Annotated in this window: 15 protein-coding genes; 9 read left to right on the top strand and 6 right to left on the bottom strand. The window is 61.5% G+C overall.

Annotated elements, in window-relative coordinates:
- The first annotated feature begins 14 nt into the window (after positions 1–14).
- Together AC27VU_RS14695 and AC27VU_RS14690 are read left to right on the top strand one after the other, a co-directional pair.
- A complete protein-coding gene (locus AC27VU_RS14695; protein WP_262141165.1) occupies positions 15–896 on the top strand; it encodes an ABC transporter permease subunit in 882 nt (293 codons plus the stop codon).
- On the top strand, positions 893–1,783 hold the full coding sequence (locus AC27VU_RS14690; RefSeq protein ID WP_003229242.1) for an ABC transporter permease subunit: 891 nt from the start codon (positions 893–895) through the stop codon (positions 1,781–1,783). Before AC27VU_RS14695 ends, AC27VU_RS14690 begins: the two co-directional genes overlap by 4 nt.
- A gap of 189 nt (positions 1,784–1,972) precedes the next feature.
- On the opposite strand, the gene AC27VU_RS14685 is transcribed toward AC27VU_RS14690, so the two are convergent.
- A complete protein-coding gene (locus tag AC27VU_RS14685) occupies positions 1,973–2,614 on the bottom strand; it encodes an HD domain-containing protein (protein WP_488724328.1) in 642 nt (213 codons plus the stop codon).
- 227 nt (positions 2,615–2,841) lie between these two features.
- Here AC27VU_RS14685 and AC27VU_RS14680 point away from each other — a divergent pair, with 227 nt between their 5' ends.
- On the top strand, positions 2,842–3,807 hold the full coding sequence (locus AC27VU_RS14680) for a GlxA family transcriptional regulator (protein ID WP_488724327.1): 966 nt from the start codon (positions 2,842–2,844) through the stop codon (positions 3,805–3,807).
- 115 nt (positions 3,808–3,922) lie between these two features.
- Here the strand turns inward: AC27VU_RS14680 and AC27VU_RS14675 are convergent, their stop codons facing one another.
- Entirely contained in the window at positions 3,923–6,334 is a 2,412-nt protein-coding gene (locus tag AC27VU_RS14675) for a penicillin acylase family protein (RefSeq protein ID WP_488724326.1), read from the bottom strand.
- A gap of 102 nt (positions 6,335–6,436) precedes the next feature.
- On the bottom strand, positions 6,437–7,015 hold the full coding sequence (locus tag AC27VU_RS14670; RefSeq protein WP_488724325.1) for a DUF6436 domain-containing protein: 579 nt from the start codon (positions 7,013–7,015) through the stop codon (positions 6,437–6,439).
- A 99-nt stretch (positions 7,016–7,114) separates the two neighbouring features.
- On the opposite strand from AC27VU_RS14670, the gene bipL reads away from it, so the two are divergent.
- The gene (gene bipL / locus AC27VU_RS14665) at positions 7,115–8,062 is read left to right on the top strand and encodes a phospholipase BipL (RefSeq protein ID WP_103522202.1); all 948 of its coding nucleotides are present in this window, start codon (positions 7,115–7,117) and stop codon (positions 8,060–8,062) included.
- 103 nt (positions 8,063–8,165) lie between these two features.
- Here the strand turns inward: bipL and AC27VU_RS14660 are convergent, their stop codons facing one another.
- A complete protein-coding gene (locus AC27VU_RS14660) occupies positions 8,166–8,918 on the bottom strand; it encodes a DUF2059 domain-containing protein (protein ID WP_201136304.1) in 753 nt (250 codons plus the stop codon).
- Positions 8,919–9,026: 108 nt separating this feature from the next.
- Between AC27VU_RS14660 and AC27VU_RS14655 the strand changes: the two genes are divergently transcribed.
- On the top strand, positions 9,027–9,659 hold the full coding sequence (locus tag AC27VU_RS14655) for a 2OG-Fe(II) oxygenase (RefSeq protein ID WP_473018394.1): 633 nt from the start codon (positions 9,027–9,029) through the stop codon (positions 9,657–9,659).
- Between the two features lies 1 nt (position 9,660).
- The gene (locus AC27VU_RS14650) at positions 9,661–10,146 is read left to right on the top strand and encodes a 2-thiouracil desulfurase family protein (RefSeq protein WP_473018393.1); all 486 of its coding nucleotides are present in this window, start codon (positions 9,661–9,663) and stop codon (positions 10,144–10,146) included.
- A 121-nt stretch (positions 10,147–10,267) separates the two neighbouring features.
- On the opposite strand, the gene AC27VU_RS14645 is transcribed toward AC27VU_RS14650, so the two are convergent.
- On the bottom strand, positions 10,268–10,834 hold the full coding sequence (locus tag AC27VU_RS14645) for a transporter substrate-binding domain-containing protein (protein WP_473018392.1): 567 nt from the start codon (positions 10,832–10,834) through the stop codon (positions 10,268–10,270).
- Between the two features lie 135 nt (positions 10,835–10,969).
- Between AC27VU_RS14645 and AC27VU_RS14640 the strand changes: the two genes are divergently transcribed.
- Positions 10,970–11,395: a DUF4399 domain-containing protein gene (locus tag AC27VU_RS14640; protein ID WP_338800261.1), complete on the top strand. Its 426-nt coding sequence runs from the start codon at positions 10,970–10,972 to the stop codon at positions 11,393–11,395.
- Positions 11,396–11,458: 63 nt separating this feature from the next.
- Here AC27VU_RS14640 and serA read toward each other — a convergent pair whose 3' ends face one another.
- Positions 11,459–12,688, bottom strand: a complete 1,230-nt coding sequence (serA, locus tag AC27VU_RS14635) for a phosphoglycerate dehydrogenase (RefSeq protein ID WP_003229219.1) — start codon at positions 12,686–12,688, stop codon at positions 11,459–11,461.
- 204 nt (positions 12,689–12,892) lie between these two features.
- On the opposite strand from serA, the gene AC27VU_RS14630 reads away from it, so the two are divergent.
- Entirely contained in the window at positions 12,893–14,287 is a 1,395-nt protein-coding gene (locus AC27VU_RS14630; protein WP_027610529.1) for an FAD-binding oxidoreductase, read from the top strand.
- A 39-nt stretch (positions 14,288–14,326) separates the two neighbouring features.
- The gene (locus tag AC27VU_RS14625) at positions 14,327–14,992 is read left to right on the top strand and encodes a fumarylacetoacetate hydrolase family protein (RefSeq protein WP_003229216.1); all 666 of its coding nucleotides are present in this window, start codon (positions 14,327–14,329) and stop codon (positions 14,990–14,992) included.
- Positions 14,993–15,228: the final 236 nt, after the last annotated feature.

The raw sequence follows: 15,228 nt of genomic DNA, 5'->3' as shown, positions 1-15,228 counted from the left end.
GGCTCAACCGAATAATTCCCAATGGCCGGCAACTGGTCATCGGGGTTCCGTTCATCTGGCTGTTCCTGTTCTTCATGCTGCCGTTCTTCATCGTCCTGAAGATCAGCTTCGCTGAAGCCGACGTGGCCATCCCGCCGTACACCGAGATCTACACCTTCGCCGAGCAGAAGCTGCAACTGCTGCTGAACCTCGGTAACTACGCGATGCTCGGCGACGACGAGTTGTACATCGCCGCCTACCTCGGCTCGCTGAAGATGGCGTTTTTCAGCACGCTGCTGTGTCTGCTGATCGGCTACCCGATGGCCTACGCCATCGCCAGTGCCCGTAAAGAGCTGCAGACGGTGCTGGTGCTGCTGATCATGATGCCGACCTGGACCGCGATCCTGATCCGCGTCTATGCGTGGATGGGCATCCTCAGCAACAACGGTCTGCTCAACGGTTTCCTGATGAGCATGGGCTTGATCGACGAGCCGCTGCAGATCCTCAACACCAACCTGGCGGTGTATATCGGCGTGGTTTACTCGTACCTGCCGTTCATGATCCTGCCGTTGTACGCCAACCTGGTGAAGCACGATCACAGCCTGCTGGAAGCCGCTTCCGACCTCGGTTCGAGCACCTTCAACAGCTTCTGGAAAATCACTATTCCACTGTCCAAGAACGGGATCATCGCCGGCTGCATGCTGGTGTTCATCCCGGTGGTCGGTGAGTTCGTGATCCCGGAACTGCTCGGCGGCCCGGAAACCCTGATGATCGGTAAAGTGCTCTGGCAAGAGTTCTTCAACAACCGTGACTGGCCGGTGGCGTCCGCCCTGGCGGTGGTGATGCTGGCGATCCTGATTGTGCCGATCATCCTGTTCAACCGCAGTCAGGCCAAGGAAATGGAGGGCAAAGAATGAAGAACTTCCGTTTCTCCAGCCTGATGCTGGTACTGGGTCTGTTGTTCATCTACGCGCCGATGCTGATCCTGGTGATTTACTCGTTCAACGCCTCGAAACTGGTGACGGTGTGGGGTGGCTGGTCGGTGAAGTGGTACGTCGGCCTGCTCGACAACACCCAACTGATGGGCTCGGTGGTGCGCTCGCTGGAAATCGCCTGCTACACGGCAGTTGCTGCCGTGGCGCTGGGTACGCTGGCCGCCTTCGTGCTGACCCGCATCACCCACTTCAAGGGCCGCACGCTGTTCGGTGGCCTGGTCACCGCGCCGCTGGTGATGCCTGAAGTGATCACCGGTCTGTCGCTGTTGCTGCTGTTCGTGGCGATGGCGCAGATGATCGGCTGGCCGCAGGAACGTGGCATCGTCACCATCTGGATCGCCCACACGACGTTCTGTGCGGCGTATGTGGCGGTGGTGGTGTCGGCGCGTCTGCGTGAGCTGGACCTGTCGATCGAAGAGGCGGCGATGGATCTGGGTGCGCGGCCGTGGAAGGTGTTCTTCCTGATCACCATCCCGATGATCGCGCCGTCGCTGGCAGCGGGCGGGATGATGTCGTTCGCCCTGTCGCTGGACGACCTGGTGCTGGCGAGCTTCGTTTCCGGCCCGGGCTCGACCACCCTGCCGATGGAAGTGTTCTCGGCGGTACGTCTGGGCGTGAAGCCTGAGATCAACGCCGTGGCCAGTCTGATTCTGCTGGCGGTGTCGCTGGTGACGTTCCTGGTGTGGTTCTTCAGCCGCCGTGCCGAAGAAGCGCGCAAGAAAGCCATCCAGCAAGCCATCGAAGAAGGCGCCGCCGATTCGTGGAAGCAACCGGACGTACGCCGCGCGCCTGCGCCGGAAGCGGCTTAAGCCATATCGGGTTGGCCACTTTTTCTCAGGGCCAACCCAAATCCAAATGTGGGAGCGGGCTTTTGTGGCGAGGGGATTTATCCCCGATGGGTTGCGAAGCGGCCCCTCTTTTGATCCTGAAAGTAGGGACTGCTACGCAGTCCATCGGGGATAAATCCCCTCACCACAGCGCTCACTCCACAGTTGGTTTTATACAGTCCAGGGAGATTGGCGGATGACTTCAACAAAGTTCATCGGCTTGAACCCCGGCTCCTGATCCTTCAGCACATCGGTCTTCACGTTGCCAAACGTGGTCTGCGGACGATGGCGCAAGCCGTCGGCAAACGCACAGATGATGCACTCCTTGAAACCTTCCCCGCGTGGATGCGCATGCACCACCGCCTCGCGCTGGGTGCTGCTGAATGCCGCGTAATCCATGCCCAGCACATCCATCTCGACACCCGCCGTCACCAGCGCCACGGTCGGACGCAGATGCTTGGGCACGCCCGGTGTGGTGTGCAGGGCAATCGACAGCCACACCTGCTCGATGTCGTCATCGCTCAGCCCGTACGGCTTGAGAAACGCCGCCGCCGCGTTGGCGCCATCCACTTCGAAGCGCTCGTCGTCACTGCGATAGCCTTCGACCAGACCGAGGTCGTGGAACATCGCGCCGACGTAAAGCAGCTCCGGGTTGTAAGGCAGTTGCTGGCGCTCCCCGCTCAACGCACCGAACAAAAACACCCGGCGCGAGTGGTGGTAGAGCAGGTCGGTTTCAATGTCGCGAATGTACTCGGTGGTGGCCCGGGCGAGGGCGCTGTCGGGGATCTTGATGCCGGCAATGGTCGTGCTCATGAAGGTATCCTCATCGAAAACGCCGTCGTGGCGTTGATGGGCAAAGTCTGTTCCCCGAGGCACTAAACGGACAATCAACGCATGGCTGCGATCCTTGCCAATCGACCTGCAAATCGTGCCAATCTCGCTTGTTGAACGAGGATTGGCCAGGATTGGCTCAATCAACAAGGCAAGCCCGCTCCCACAGGGATTTGTGTTTGCCAGGGCATTGAGGACATTGGAGGCTTATGAACAAAACCATCGCCATCGTGGTATTCCCCGGCGTGCAGGCGCTGGATGTCAGCGGGCCGATGGATGTGTTCGCCGAGGCCAACCGGTTTCTGCCGCCCGAGGATCACTACCAGTTGGAGGTGATCGGCCTCGAACGTGGGCCGATGGCTTGCTCCAATGGCCTGAACCTCAGCGCTCACCGACACTTCAGTGATGCGCACGATGCTTATGACCTGCTGCTGGTGGCCGGCGGGCCGCAGTTACCGTTCATGGATTTCGGCAAGCCTTTCGATATCTGGCTGCGTGAGGCCTGCGCGCGTGCACGGCGTTTCGGCTCGATCTGCAACGGCGCGTTCATGCTGGCGCGGGCGGGGCTGCTGGAAGGGCGCACGGTCACCACCCACTGGAACGACGCCGAGGCCCTGGCGCAGTTGTGCCCATCAACCCGGGTCGAGGCCGATCGCCTGTACGTCGAGGACGGTGCGCTCTACACCTCGGCCGGGGTCACCGCCGGGATCGATCTGTCGCTGTACCTGCTGGCCCGCGATCACGGCGCCGAGGTGGCGCTGAGTGTGGCCAAGCGGCTGGTGGTGTTCACTCAGCGCGCGGGCGGGCAATCGCAGTTCAGCCCGTTCCTCACACCGCATGCGGAGCCGACGTCAGCGGTGGCGATGGTGCAGTTGTATGTGCTGGCCAACCTCACCGGCGATCTGACGATTGCCGATCTGGCGAATGCGGCGAACATGAGCGCGCGCAACTTCTCCCGGGTGTTCGCCCGTGAGGCTCGGGTCACCCCGGCAGAGTTCGTCGAAAGTGCGCGAGTGGACGCGGCGCGGGTGCTGCTGGAAAGCACCACGGCACCGCTGAAGACCGTGGCCTATCAGTGCGGGTTTCGCGATGCGCAGCACATGCGCAGTGTGTTCAACCGTCGATTGGGCGTGACGCCGCAGCAGTTTCGGCTGAATTTTGCAGTGCTGCTCTGAGTTCCAGTGTTGTTCTTGAGGGCCCCTTCGCGAGCAAGCTCGCTCCCACAGTTGAAATGCACTCCCCTGTGGGAGCGAGCTTGCTCGCGAAGGGTTCAGCGCAGAAAGTACAAAACTATCGCGCAGCCCGCGCCGGCAACAGCTTCAAGGTACTCCGGGTATTGGCCGTCACCTCTTCCTCGCTGAAGTGCGCCTGCACATACATCCCGTCGACATACGCCTCGGCCTGATCGTCATAGTGGCTGTCGAACGGCACGCCGCTCTGGCCGACCGGGTTGATGGTCAGGCTGTGCGCCGGGTCGGCGAAGTCGACCAGCCGACGCGTCGAAGGCCCGTAGGTCACCGGCCATGGCGCCGGGCCGAGCTTGGCCGAGAGGTTGTTCGGCACTTCGTGGCTGCCCGGCGCGGCGAACGGCCCGACGTTGAAGATGTGATCCAGCGGCTTCTGCTGACCCAACGGATGACCGTGGGTCAGGGTGTGCGCCGTGCCCCATTGCCAGTCGGACGGGTTGTCGCCGAGGGTCTGTTTCAGGTGCGCCATGCTCGCCTGCCACGCCGCTTTGACGATGTCGGCACGGGTCTCCTTGTTCGGTGTGTTGCGGTTGTCCCACCACGGCGAGTCCGCATTCGCCGCCAGGCGCGGCAGAGCGGCGTCGATCACCCGGGTCGACAGCAGCGTCTCGAAGAAGTCGTTGCCGAGCTCATCGCGCATCGCCGCATCGGCGAGGTCGTAGAGGAACTGGTTGAACACTGTGGCGCTCACCGAATCCAGTGGATAGTCGCCTTGCCACTGCGCCAGTTGCTCGACCAGTTTCAGCTGTGCCGGATCACTCACCACTTCACGCAGCACCGGCAGCAACGGCGCCAGGGTGCGCGGGCCGTAACCGGTGGTGGTGCCCAGTTGCAGTTTCTGGTTGGCCTCGTTGCTCCACTTCACGCTCTTGTCGCTGAGCTGACGGTTGAGCTGCTGCCCGCGATCGGCGAGGTTGTAGTAACCGGGAATCTCCATGCCGGTGGGCGACAGCGGCTGGAAGTTGGCCGAGACGATGTAGCCGCGTGCCGGGTTTTCTTCCTGCGGGTTGGCGCTGAACGGGTAGTAGCCGTCCTTGTCCGCCTGATTGCCGCTGCCGTCGAGAATGAACTCCGGGCGCACGCCCGCCGGACGTTTGGGCAGCAGCGCCGAGGCCCACCAGGCGATGTCGCCCTTGGCGTTGGCGTAAACGATGTTCAGCCCCGGCGCCTGCACCTTGGCCGCTGCGGCGCGAGCCTTGGTCAGAGTGTCGGCGCGGTTGAGCTGGTAGAAACCTTCGAGGATCGGGTTCGGCGTTTCGAGGAACGCCCACCACATGGCGATCGGCGTTTTACCGGCGGCAGTGCCGAGAGCGTCGTTGACGATCGGGCCGTGGGGCGACTGGCGCAAGGTCAGCGTCACCGGTGCCTGGCCCTTCACCGCGATCTGCTGCTCGGTGCTGACCAGATCGGTCCACTGGCCGTGGTACCAGACCTGATTCGGGTTGTCCGGGTTGACCTTCTCGGCGATCAGATCCAGATCGTCATTCTGGAACATGGTCAGGCTCCAGCCGAAATCCAGGTTGTGCCCCAGGAACGCAAACGGCACCAACGCCTGATGATGGCCGTACAACTCAAACCCCGGCGCCGACAGTTGCGCCTCGTACCACACCGACGGCACCGAGAAACGAATGTGCGGATCACCGGCCAGCAGCGGCTTGCCGCTCTGGCTACGGTTGCCGGCAATCACCCAGGCGTTGCTGCCTTCGAATTGCGGCAGGCCGTTTTCAATCAGCGCCTGCTCGCTGAGGCGGGCGAGGGCATTGAGGTCTTTCCAGTCGTCAGCGGCGAGGGCCGGGGTCTTGTTGGCGTGACCTTTGGCGAGCACGCCTTTGGGCTGCCAGTCGAGGTCGAAGACGCTGAGGTAATCAGCGCCGAGTTGATCGCGCACGTAGGTCAGCAATGGCTCGGTGCGAAACGCCGCCGCAAAACTGTAGGCCATGTAACCGGCGACGCTGATGCTGTCTTCGGCGGTGAACGGCCGCTTGGGGATGCCCAGCACGTCGAACTCGACCGGTGCGGCGTGGCTGTCCTGATATTGATTGATGCCGTCCAGATAGGCTTGCAGGGCCTTCCACGCCGGTGACTGCTTATCGAGACTGGCAACATAACTGGCGGCGCGTTCGCGGATGCGCAGGCTACGGAACAGTTTGTCGGTGTCGAGCAGCTTCGGCCCCAGCACTTCGGCCAGCTCGCCGCGGGCCAGGCGGCGCATGGCTTCCATCTGGAACAGTCGGTCCTGGGCATGCACGTAGCCGAGGGCGCGATACAGATCGGTTTCATTCTCGGCACGAATGTGCGGCACCCCGCGATCGTCATAGCGCACGGTCACCGAGCCCTGCAGATTGCGCAGCTCCACCTGACCCTGACGCGTCGGTTGCTTGCTGTAGACGTAACCGCCGATGGCGATGAGCAGGATAACGATGAGCAAGGCAAGAACGGTGAAGACGCGTTTCATGGTGACTCCTTGTGCATGCGGGATTGCCGCCCGTCGGGCTGCAAACAATTAGCACAGACCTTCCGTGCCGTGCATCGCTGTCCTTGAAAAGTCCGGAATGCCTTACTGCGCCACTACCGGCCACGGGCAATAACAACCGACCGCCAGGGTGTGCGTGGCGTTGACCGGGCGGTCTTGCGTGAGGGCATTGAGGATCGGTTCGATAAAACTGTTGCTGGAATTGCAGGTCAGCCCTTCACTGTACGGCCCGAAGTACGCCAGTTTGCCGCTGCGGTCCCAGATCGCCACGGCGGGGCTGGCCGGGATCTGCTCGGAGCCGGGCAGCACGGTGATGGTTTTCAGGTTGCTCAGGGTCGCGGGCAACTGGCCGTGGCTGCCAGCCTTTTGCACGGCGAAGAATTCCACACCGCGTGCGCCGTACTGCTCGACCATCTCGGTCAGGTGCTGTTGATTGCCGACGTTGCACGGGCAGGCCGGGTCCCAGAAATGCACGAGACGGATTTTGCCGGGGCCGGCCAGTTCATCCGGCAGGCGCAACGGATCACCGGAAAACACTGCGGTGTGCTGACTGAACGCGCGCAGATAACGCCCCTGAAACCAGTCGTACGCCGCCCACAGCACCCCGGCACACACAAGCGCGAGCAGGCTGGCAAACAGTGCGGTGCGGTAGGGCGAGCGCATGGTTTTCGTTCCCGAAGAGGTGGGCTAGCTTGCCATGCTTGCCGCAACAGATGAATATCGCAGGCCGATAAAGTCTGTTTACCGCTTTGGAATACCCGCATGCCTGACACTTTCGATGCCGATCATTTACGCGCCAGCCTCAAGCCTTTGGCCCAGTGGCAGCCGTTGTCGGACGAGGCCAAGGCGTATCAGCAGTTCTATAAAACCGATTTTCCCGAGCGCGATGTCTGGCGCGGCATGGGCCGGTTCGAGGTGGACGGTTATGAGCTGGTCAGCCATTGCTGGTGGCCGGAGAAGGTCAAGGGCACGCTGTTTCTGCTGCACGGTTTTTACGATCACACCGGGCTGTATCGGCATGTGATCGAGTGGGCGCTGGATCAGGATTTTGCCGTCATCGCCTGCGACTTGCCGGGCCATGGTTTGTCGAGTGGGCCGCGGGCGAGCATCCGCGACTTCTCCGAATATCAGGACACGTTGCAGGCGTTGTTCGCTGAAGCCAGTTCGATTGCCCTGCCGCAACCCTGGCATCTGTGCGGACAAAGCACTGGCGGCGCGATCGTCGTCGATCATGTGCTCAACCATGGCGAGAACAGTCCGGCGCAGGGTCAGTTGATTCTGCTGGCGCCGCTGGTGCGTCCGCGCGCCTGGGGCTGGTCACAGCTCAGTTATTACTTGCTGAGGCCTTTCGTGCGGGGCGTCACCCGGCGCTTCAGCGAGAACTCCAACGACCCGGATTTCCTGCCGTTTCTGCAGACCGATCCGTTGCAGCCCAAACGCTTGCCGACGGCGTGGGTCGGTGCGCTGTCGCGCTGGATCATCCGCGTGGAACACGCGAAAAAAAGTCCGCGACGGCCGCTGATCATTCAGGGGCAGGCGGACATGACCGTGGACTGGCAGCACAACTTGCAGGTGCTGAAGTGGAAGTTCGACCGGCCGCAGATTCTGCTGCTGCCGGAGGCGCGGCATCATCTGGCGAATGAGACGCTGGAAATGCGCGAGGAGTATTTCGAGTTTCTGAACAAGCGGATCAGGGGCAGAAATTTGTAGTGTTTGTAAGGGCCTCTTCGCGAGCAAGCCCGCTCCCACAGGAGACCGCGATCACCTGTGGGAGCGGGCTTGCTCGCGAAGGCGGCCGGTCAGGCGATGAAGATCACTGGCTGAGGTTCGAGGAGCTTTGCCCCACCGCCAACCCCGCCCGAATCGCCGCCAGCGCCGCCTGGTAATACGCCTTGCCCTCGCTGGACTCGGCGAAGGTCGCGAACTGCTCCAGTTCGTCATCCGACAGATCGCGATAAACGTAGAGCAGCGTGTTGTTCAAATCGGCGCCGATCTGATCCATCAGGCGCTGGCGCTGACCGTTCAACATGCCCTGTGCCTGACCGCCGCCGAGCAGGCCGGGGATCATCGAGCTCAAACTGTCCGCCGCCACCCCGGCAATCGCCAGGCTGACTTCGGCGCCGGCCTCGCGGGCGGGCAGGGCCTGGGCCAGATGGCCGATGATCAACAGACGGCTGTCGCTGGCCTGCATTTTCGGCAAGCCCTTGGCGTTCTTCGCCAGTTGATCGCGACGGGTGGCGAGCAATTCAGCGGCGACGATTTTCTTGCCCAGCGGCGATTGAAAGAACGTCAGCGCCGGTTGTGGATCGGCAAGGTGCTGGCGCAGTTGCGCTTCGGCACGCTGATCCATGGCCTGGGGGGCGAAGCGCTGGTTGCTGTTGTTGACCAGGGCTTGAAACACCGCTGGCGGCAGATTGTTCTGGTAGCGCTGTTGCGCGGCACTCAGGGCATCATTGAAATGCGCACGTTGATCTGGCCAGCCGGCGATCTTGTACAACTGATCGTGGCCGTCCGCCCAGGCGGGCAAAACGCAGAACATCAACAGTGAAAAAAGCAAACGGCGCATAGGGACTCCTGTCAGCAGCGGACTATTCTCCGTGCGGTGCCGGGACTTGTCGAGAATTCGTAGCAAGCCGCTGCGTGGCTCTGTCGGATTTCTTGCCGCCGGCATACTATGCGCGCCATGCAAATATCCTCTGAACACCCGCTGCTGTTACGTATCGTCGACGACCTGGCCGAACATGGCTGGTCGCAGCAGAACATATTCCTGCCCGCGGGTTTGACCCGTGAGCTGGCGGCCGAGTGCCGCAAACGTGAGGCCGAGGGTGAACTGGCGCCGGCGGGGGTAGGCCGTGGGCCGTTTTCGGAGATTCGCGAGGGCATTCGCGGCGACCACATCCAGTGGATCGACCCGGGCCAGGCCGAGGCCAGCGACCGTTATCTGAGCCTGATGGACAGTCTGCGCGAGGCGCTCAATCGTGGGCTGTTCCTTGGGCTTGAGGATTTCGAATGTCATTTCGCCCTCTATCCGCCGGGCGCGTTTTACCGCAAGCACGTCGACCGTTTTCGCGACGATGACCGGCGCATGGTTTCGGCGGTGGTCTACCTCAATGACGCGTGGTTGCCGGAAGACGGCGGTCAGCTGCGCATGTACCTGGACGATGAGCGCGTCCACGACGTGCAACCCACCGGCGGCTGTCTGGTGGTGTTCCTCTCCAGCGAGGTGCCGCATGAAGTGCTGCCGGCGCACCGCGAACGCCTGTCGCTGACCGGCTGGTTCCGTCGCCGTGGCAACGAGCCGTTCTGACATGCAGAAGATTCTGGTCAGCCGCTGCCTGTTGGGCCACCGCGTGCGTTACGACGGCGGGGCCAGCGGGCCGTTCGATTTGCTCGAACAGTGGATCGCCGAGGGCCGCGTGGTACCGCTGTGTCCGGAAGTAGCTGGCGGTTTGCCAACCCCGCGGGCAGCGGCGGAGATCCCGGGTGGGCAGGGCGCGGAAGTGCTCGATGGCCAGGCGGCGGTGATCACCAGCGAGGGCGAGGACGTCAGCGCGCAGTTTCTCGATGGTGCGCGGCAAGCGCTGGAGCTGGTGCAAAAGCATGACATCCGCATTGCGGTACTCAAGGCCAACAGTCCTTCCTGCGGGAATTTGCTGACCTATGACGGGACGTTCAGTGGGGTGAAGGTCTCGGGAGAAGGCGTTACGGCGGCGCTGCTCAAACGCCACGGGGTTCAGGTGTTCAGTGAGCTCGAACTGCCTGAGGCCGCAATCGCCCTGACCCAACTCGACTGAAAGCCACCCACAAAACCCATGTGGGAGCGGGCTTGCTCGCGAAAGCGGCGGGTCATCCAACCCGTGTATTGCCTGACACGACGCCTTCGGGAGCAAGCCCCCTCCCACAGGGTTTAAGTGTTCATTTGGGCTCGCTGAACCACTTCTCGGACAACGCCGCCAACCGCCCATCCGCCTTGATCCGCTGCAACGCACCCGCAAGGCTCGCCTGAAACGCCGGGTTGCCCTTCTGAAACGGAATCGCCAGCTCCACCGGGGTCGCCTTCGGCTTTTCCTCGGTCAGCGCCTGTACCAGCACCATCGGCCGTGGCTGCTCATCCTTCTTCGCCCATAGCTGCGAGTCGACCTTGCCGTAAGACTCGCTGAAGTCGAAACGATCCTTGAGTTCAGGTGTCAGTGCTATGTGATTGAGCGCAACGTCGTACTTGCCGCTTTCAACGCCCTGAAGCAGGTCGGCATCGTCGGTGACGATGAAGTCGGCGCGTACATCCAGCTCGTTGGCCAGCAGTTGCCCAAGCTCGACCTCGAATCCCTTGAGTGTGTCGCCGTCCTTGAAATTGAAGGGCGGTGTATTAGCCTCAAGGGCTATGCGCAACTCGCCACGGTCGTTGACGTCATCAATCAGTTCGGCGTGAGCCAGCGGGCTCAGAAGGGGTAGCAGGCAGATCAGGCCAGGCAGAAAACGCATGGTCACTCCTTTGAAATCATTATCGCGATGCTCTGAGTCAGGCTCGCTTTGCTATGGTTGTCGAGTGCCTTCGACAACGAATGGTCATGAAGTTGTCATGACCGCGCGGATTTTACGAAAAAACTGGAGAAGAGAATGAAAACATTCATGTCACGTGCAGCGCTGGCTGGCCTTCTGTTGGGTGCTTCGATGATGGCCAGCGCCGCCACAGAGGCGCCGGCGGGCGCTTCAGTGAGTATCGTCGAGCCAAGCAGTGGCGCCGTTGTCGACAAGACATTCAAGGTCAAGTTTGAAGTCAAAGGCATCGCACTGGCGCCGGCAGGCGATCCGACCGCGAACACCGGCCACCATCACCTGCTGGTCGATGCCAAGGACATCATCCCGGCGGGCGCGGTGATTCCGGCAGACGCCAACCACATCCACTTCGGCAAGGCCCAGACCGAAACCGAACTGACGCTGACCCCAGGCAAGCACACCTTGCAGCTGGAGCTGGGCGACAAGGGCCACATGGCCTTCGATCCGCCAATCGTTTCGGAAAAGATCACCGTGACGGTGAAATGACTTTTCCGCAGGCATGAAAAAGGGAGCTCCGAGGAGCTCCCTTTTTTGTGGCTCAGCGCGGAATCAGAACAGTACGCGGCTACGGATGGTGCCGTTGACGTGTTGCAGCTTCTCTTGCGCCAGCTCCGAGTACTCGGCGTCGACGTCGATTACCACGTAACCGACTTTCTCGTTGGTCTGCAGGAACTGACCGGAGATGTTGATACCGTTTTCGGCGAAGACCTTGTTGATCTCGCTCATCACACCCGGGATGTTCTCGTGGATGTGCAGCAGACGGTGCTTGCCAGGGTGAGCCGGCAGGGCCACTTCCGGGAAGTTCACCGACGAAACGGATGTACCGTTGTCGCTGTACTTGACCAGTTTTTCCGCCACTTCCAGACCGATGTTGGCCTGCGCTTCGGCAGTCGAGCCACCGATGTGCGGGGTCAGGATCACGTTGTCCAGGCCACGCAGCGGGCTTTCGAACTCTTCGTCGTTGGAGCGAGGCTCCACCGGGAAGACGTCGATGGCCGCGCCGATCAGGTGCTTGTCCTTGATCGCGTCCGCCAGGGCGTCCAGCTCGACCACGGTGCCGCGCGCGGCGTTGATCAGGATGCCGCCCTTCTTGATGGCGCGGATTTCCTTCTCGCCGATCATCCACTGGGTCGCAGCGGTTTCCGGAACGTGCAGGGTGACGATATCGGACATGCCCAGCAGTTCGTGCAGGTTGCCGACCTGAGTGGCGTTGCCCAGCGGCAGCTTGGTCACGGTGTCGTAGAAGAACACCTGCATGCCCAGACCTTCAGCCAGAACCGACAGCTGCGTACCGATCGAGCCGTAGCCGACGATGCCGAGTTTCTTGCCACGGATCTCGAAGGAGTTGGCTGCGGATTTGATCCAGCCGCCACGATGGCAGGAAGCGTTTTTCTCCGGGATGCCGCGCAGCAGCAGGATCGCTTCGGCCAGCACCAGTTCCGCGACGGAGCGGGTGTTGGAGTACGGCGCGTTGAACACGGCGATGCCGCGCTCGCGGGCAGCACTCAGGTCAACCTGGTTGGTGCCGATGCAGAAACAGCCGACCGCGACCAGCTTCTTCGCGTGATCGAAGATCTCTTCGGTCAGTTGGGTGCGCGAACGAATGCCGATGAAGTGAGCGTCAGCGATCTTTTCCTTGAGCTCGGCTTCCGGCAAGGAGCCTGTCAGGTATTCGATGCTGGTGTAGCCCGCCGCCTTGAGGACGTCGACAGCCGATTGGTGGACGCCTTCGAGAAGAAGGAACTTGATCTTGCTCTTATCGAGAGAAGTCTTGCTCATCTGCGTAAACCTGTATCCCGGAGAAAAATGGCAGGAAATGGTCAACAGACATTGACCTGGACGACAAGAAAGCCGTCACCGCAGAACTGGCCTTGGGCACTGGCCTGCGGGGTCGGTATGCTAGCATAGCCACCCCGCTAAACACTCATTCCTGCGACGTGAAGCGTCTTCAGGATGACCATGAATTGTTCGAGAGTTCTGTCGATGACCAATCCTGCCCTGATTGATGAACTGAAGACCCTGGTCGAGCCTGGCAAGGTCCTGACCGACGCCGACTCCCTGAACGCGTACGGCAAGGATTGGACCAAGCACTTCGCCCCCGCGCCGAGCGCCATCGTATTTCCCAAGACCATCGAGCAGGTGCAGGCCATCGTCCGCTGGGCCAACACCCATAAAGTGGCGCTGGTGCCGTCGGGCGGGCGCACCGGGCTGTCCGCTGCCGCCGTGGCCGCGAATGGCGAAGTGGTGGTGTCGTTCGACTACATGAACCAGATTCTCGACGTGAACCTCACCGACCGCACCGCCGTGTGTCAGCCGGGCGTGGTCACCGAGCACCTGCAGAACGTCGCCGAAGAAAATGGCCTGTACTACCCGGTGGACTTCGCTTCGGCCGGTTCCAGCCAGATTGGCGGCAATATCGGCACCAATGCCGGCGGGATCAAGGTGATTCGTTACGGCATGACCCGTAACTGGGTCGCCGGCCTGAAAGTGGTCACCGGCAAGGGCGATGTGCTGGAGCTGAACAAGGACCTGATCAAGAACGCTACCGGCTACGACCTGCGCCAGTTGTTCATCGGCGCTGAAGGCACCCTCGGTTTCGTGGTCGAGGCGACCATGCGTTTGGATCGCGCGCCGAAAAACCTGACCGCCATGGTGCTCGGCACCGCCGACTTCGACTCGATCATGCCGGTGCTCCACGCCTTCCAGGGCAAGCTTGATCTGACCGCGTTCGAATTCTTCTCCGACAAGGCATTGGCCAAAGTGCTGGGGCGTGGCGACGTACCGGCGCCGTTCGAAACCGACTGCCCGTTCTACGCGCTGCTGGAATTCGAAGCGACCAGCGAAGCAGTGGCCAACACGGCGCTGGAAACCTTCGAACACTGCGTCGAGCAGGGCTGGGTGCTGGACGGTGTGATGAGCCAGAGCGAAACCCAGCTGCAGAATCTGTGGAAGTTGCGCGAGTACATCTCCGAGACGATCTCGCACTGGACGCCGTACAAGAACGACATCTCGGTCACCGTGTCGAAAGTCCCGGCATTCCTGCAGGAAATCGACGCGATCGTCGGCGAATACTACCCGGACTTCGAAATCGTCTGGTTCGGCCATATCGGCGACGGCAACTTGCACCTGAACATTCTCAAGCCGGATAACCTGAGCAAGGACGAGTTCTTCGCCAAGTGCGCCACCGTCAACAAGTGGGTGTTCGAAACCGTCGAGAAGTACAACGGTTCGATCTCCGCCGAACACGGCGTGGGCATGACCAAGCGCGACTACTTGACGTACAGCCGCTCTCCGGTCGAAATCGAGTACATGAAAGCGGTCAAAGCGGTGTTCGATCCGAACGGCATCATGAACCCGGGCAAGATTTTCGCGGTTTGATTGGCAATCCCCTGAATCAATGAAGGCAGGAGTCGGTAAATGAGCTATCAGCACCAGTATGTCGACGGCACGCGCATTCACTTCCCGATCGGGAAAGTCGTGTGCATTGGCCGTAATTACGCCGAACACGCCAAGGAACTGGACAACCCGGTGCCTACCGAGCCGCTGCTGTTCATCAAGCCGGGCAGTTGCGTGGTGCCGCTGGAAGGCGGCTTCAGCATTCCGACCGAGCGCGGCTCGGTGCACTACGAAGCGGAAATCGCGGTGTTGATCGGCAAGCCGCTGTCGACCAAGCCGAGCCGTGAAGAAGTGCTCGACGCGATCTCCGGGTTCGCTCCGGCGCTGGACCTGACCCTGCGCGACAAGCAGGCCGAGCTCAAGTCCAAGGGCCTGCCATGGGAAATCGCCAAGTCGTTCGACGGCGCGGCGGTGATTGCCCCGTTCGTGGTCGGCAGCACCTTCGCCGACCTGACCGACATCGGCATCCGCCTGACCATCAACGGTGAAGTACGCCAGGACGGCAACAGCAGCGCGATGCTCAACCCGATCGTGCCGATGATCCAGCACATGGCCGGCTGCTTCTCGCTGCAGGCCGGCGACGTAATCCTCACCGGCACGCCAGTGGGCGTCGGCCCGCTGAATGTCGGTGACGACATCGTCCTGGAACTGGTTGGCGCGAGCCGCTTCAGCAGCAGCGTGCGCTGACCGAACGCATTCGATACACAGCAACTGTGGCGAGGGAGCTTGCTCCCGCTGGACTGCGCAGCAGGCCCCTGCTTTTTGAAGTGAAAAGCAGGGTCGCTTCGCGCCCCAGCGGGAGCAAGCTCCCTCGCCACAAGTGCCGATCCTGCATTGGCTCTGTGTCGCGGCTCGCAAAGCCGCACGACAATCCCGTCATTTGCCGTTTTTTTCACATCCTGTCCGGATAATTCCTTTCATTC

It is taken from the genome of Pseudomonas sp. 14P5.3.2, from assembly GCF_057799175.1.
The sequence above is the reverse complement of the archived record's forward strand: the minus strand, read 5'-3'. Positions and strand labels throughout refer to the sequence as shown.

Bases quoted from the DNA above. Each gene is read 5' to 3' on its own strand.
- AC27VU_RS14690 (WP_003229242.1), top strand. From the start codon at position 893: ATGAAGAACTTCCGTTTCTCCAGCCTGATGCTGGTACTGGGTCTGTTG.
- AC27VU_RS14685 (WP_488724328.1), bottom strand. From the start codon at position 2,614: ATGAGCACGACCATTGCCGGCATCAAGATCCCCGACAGCGCCCTCGCC.
- AC27VU_RS14680 (WP_488724327.1), top strand. From the start codon at position 2,842: ATGAACAAAACCATCGCCATCGTGGTATTCCCCGGCGTGCAGGCGCTG.
- AC27VU_RS14675 (WP_488724326.1), bottom strand. From the start codon at position 6,334: ATGAAACGCGTCTTCACCGTTCTTGCCTTGCTCATCGTTATCCTGCTC.
- AC27VU_RS14670 (WP_488724325.1), bottom strand. From the start codon at position 7,015: ATGCGCTCGCCCTACCGCACCGCACTGTTTGCCAGCCTGCTCGCGCTT.
- bipL (WP_103522202.1), top strand. From the start codon at position 7,115: ATGCCTGACACTTTCGATGCCGATCATTTACGCGCCAGCCTCAAGCCT.
- AC27VU_RS14660 (WP_201136304.1), bottom strand. From the start codon at position 8,918: ATGCGCCGTTTGCTTTTTTCACTGTTGATGTTCTGCGTTTTGCCCGCC.
- AC27VU_RS14655 (WP_473018394.1), top strand. From the start codon at position 9,027: ATGCGCGCCATGCAAATATCCTCTGAACACCCGCTGCTGTTACGTATC.
- AC27VU_RS14650 (WP_473018393.1), top strand. From the start codon at position 9,661: ATGCAGAAGATTCTGGTCAGCCGCTGCCTGTTGGGCCACCGCGTGCGT.
- AC27VU_RS14645 (WP_473018392.1), bottom strand. From the start codon at position 10,834: ATGCGTTTTCTGCCTGGCCTGATCTGCCTGCTACCCCTTCTGAGCCCG.
- AC27VU_RS14640 (WP_338800261.1), top strand. From the start codon at position 10,970: ATGAAAACATTCATGTCACGTGCAGCGCTGGCTGGCCTTCTGTTGGGT.
- serA (WP_003229219.1), bottom strand. From the start codon at position 12,688: ATGAGCAAGACTTCTCTCGATAAGAGCAAGATCAAGTTCCTTCTTCTC.
- AC27VU_RS14630 (WP_027610529.1), top strand. From the start codon at position 12,893: ATGACCAATCCTGCCCTGATTGATGAACTGAAGACCCTGGTCGAGCCT.
- AC27VU_RS14625 (WP_003229216.1), top strand. From the start codon at position 14,327: ATGAGCTATCAGCACCAGTATGTCGACGGCACGCGCATTCACTTCCCG.